Here is a 2,093-nt window from a genome sequence, read left to right on the forward strand (position 1 = left end):
GGCGACAAGACAGCAACGAGGAATCCCACAACAAAAAACGCCAGCACGGTACCACCGATGAGCCGCTTGTATCGCGCGACGACAAGCAACAGGTCGATGAGCGAAACTTCGTCTTCCTCATGCCGCTCGTCGGCCCCGTTTGTGCCGACCTGTCCAATCGGTTTGCGGCTCGTATCGTCTTGCATGATAGCCTCTGGAGGGTCAGTTCAAGCCCTTGATCGCGAGGACGATTACGGTAAGAGCGCTTGAAACGATCGCCAGCGATTCAGTGACGACTCTGCCGACGTCAACGCGATCGCCTTCCACCCTTGGCGGCTTTCTCGTGACTCTGATGATAGCGCCATCGTCCACGGTCGGATTTCCGGGAATGAGCCCGCGACGCACCTTGAACGTGGCACCGGAAGCCTGCGTAAGAACAATATCCTGTGACTCCTCCTGCAAACCGCCCGCTCGATCCAGATAGTACGACAGGCGGCGGCCCGACTCGTACTTGATCAGTCCCGGCGTGACGACATTACCCAGAACGGACACCGCATTCGGGACCTTTGGAATCACGATCTGATCGCCCGGCTGTAGAATGACATCGGCTTTGCGGTTTCCGCGAACGACTCTGTCTACCTCCGTGATCAACTGCTGGCCGTTCCGTGTGACACGTCCCCCCTTTGCGTAACCGGTGGGAAGTACTCCGCCTGCCCGTTGAATCAGCGTCGACAGGCTTTCGTTCTCGTCAACAAGCGCGTAGGGTCCGGGGAATCTTACTTCGCCGATTATGTTGACCGTCTCGAGTGCCTTAAAGTTGGGGTCAACTCGAACAAAAATGTGGTCGCGATGATCGAGTCGGTACGCCCGTGCCTCGGATATCGGATCGCCGTTCGTCCCGAGTTTGTAGTTGACGCCCGCAGGTGCACCGTCGAGCGTCAACCGGACCTTGCTCATCACGACTTCCCGGTTCCCGCTGGCGGTCTCGCGCCGCGCACGGGCCACCTCGACAAAATCCTGATACGCGCCTTCCGTCAGGCCTCCGGCCTGGATCACCAGGTCTTCAACCGTCATGTTGTCGTTGTAGCGATACTGGCCTGGCGATGCTACCGCACCACTGATCGACACAAATCGATCCTCCAGCGTCTCGACCGTAAGTGGGTACACATGCAGACTGTCCTGGGGCTGGAGAATCATGCCTGCTGATCCGGTGCCGGCCAGCACCTCACGCAGACTGAACGGGATGATTTGCTCCGTCTTGCCATCCGGGAGCTTGCGAAAAACATCCGCCCGCTCCAGATAGACGTCCTTCAAGAACTCAGGGTCCAGGAGTCCCCCACCGATGAATATCAGATCGTAGACCGACATGCTGTCGCGGAGAACATATTTCCCCGGATACAAGACCTGACCGCCGACGCTTACGAAACGCGTCGCCTCAAACGCCTTTGCCGAATAGACAAACACACTATCACGACCCATTAACGGGATATCCTGTGTTGGATCACCCTGCAGCGCGCGCGAAAGATCCAGCGAAATCAGAACCTCCGTCGAGTCATCACGCATGCGGACCAGGTCTGCCTTGCCGAGGTACGCGGTTCCCGTGACTCCGTCGGCCTCTCGAATGAGATCACGGACAGTTCGAACGGCGGCGCCAATCTCATAACGCCCCGGTTGATACACGTCACCGGCAACCGACACAGCATTTTCCACAAGATCCACGATCGAAAAGAGATTGACGCGATCGCCGTCCTGTAGCGTGACCGTCTCCTCGCCGCGGATTACCCGCTCCAGACTGAAATCGAGCAACTCTCGAGCGATGGAAGGATCACGGCGTCGATCGAACGGGATGATACGATCGACCTGGAATCGCTTCGTGTAGGCATCGGGCAGCAGGCCGCCGGCGTACGCAAGCAACTCCGCCATCCCCTCGCCCTCACGCAGCTCGTAAATGGCCGGCCGGTACACGTCGCCCTCTATTGAGACGGTAACCTCACGCGGCGGGATGAAAATGAAGTCGTTGCTCTGAAGTCTGATGGGATTCTTGTCGTACCCCTTGAGCAGGTAGTTGTAGATATCTACCGTGCCCAGGACGCGCCCACCGCGGACGACCTGAA

The 2,093-nt window shown here is 58.2% G+C and carries 2 protein-coding genes; both read right to left on the reverse strand.

Annotation, left to right across the window (positions count from 1 at the left end; all coding sequences use genetic code 11):
* The coding region (locus tag HKN37_12775; protein NNE47521.1) for a hypothetical protein at nucleotides 1-185 on the reverse strand (185 nt) is incomplete at its 3' end.
* 16 nt (nucleotides 186-201) lie between these two features.
* Nucleotides 202-2,093: hypothetical protein (locus HKN37_12780; protein ID NNE47522.1), on the reverse strand; the 1,892-nt coding region annotated here is incomplete at its 5' end.

It is taken from the genome of Rhodothermales bacterium (assembly GCA_013002345.1).
Classification (GTDB): Bacteria; Bacteroidota; Rhodothermia; order Rhodothermales; family JABDKH01; genus JABDKH01.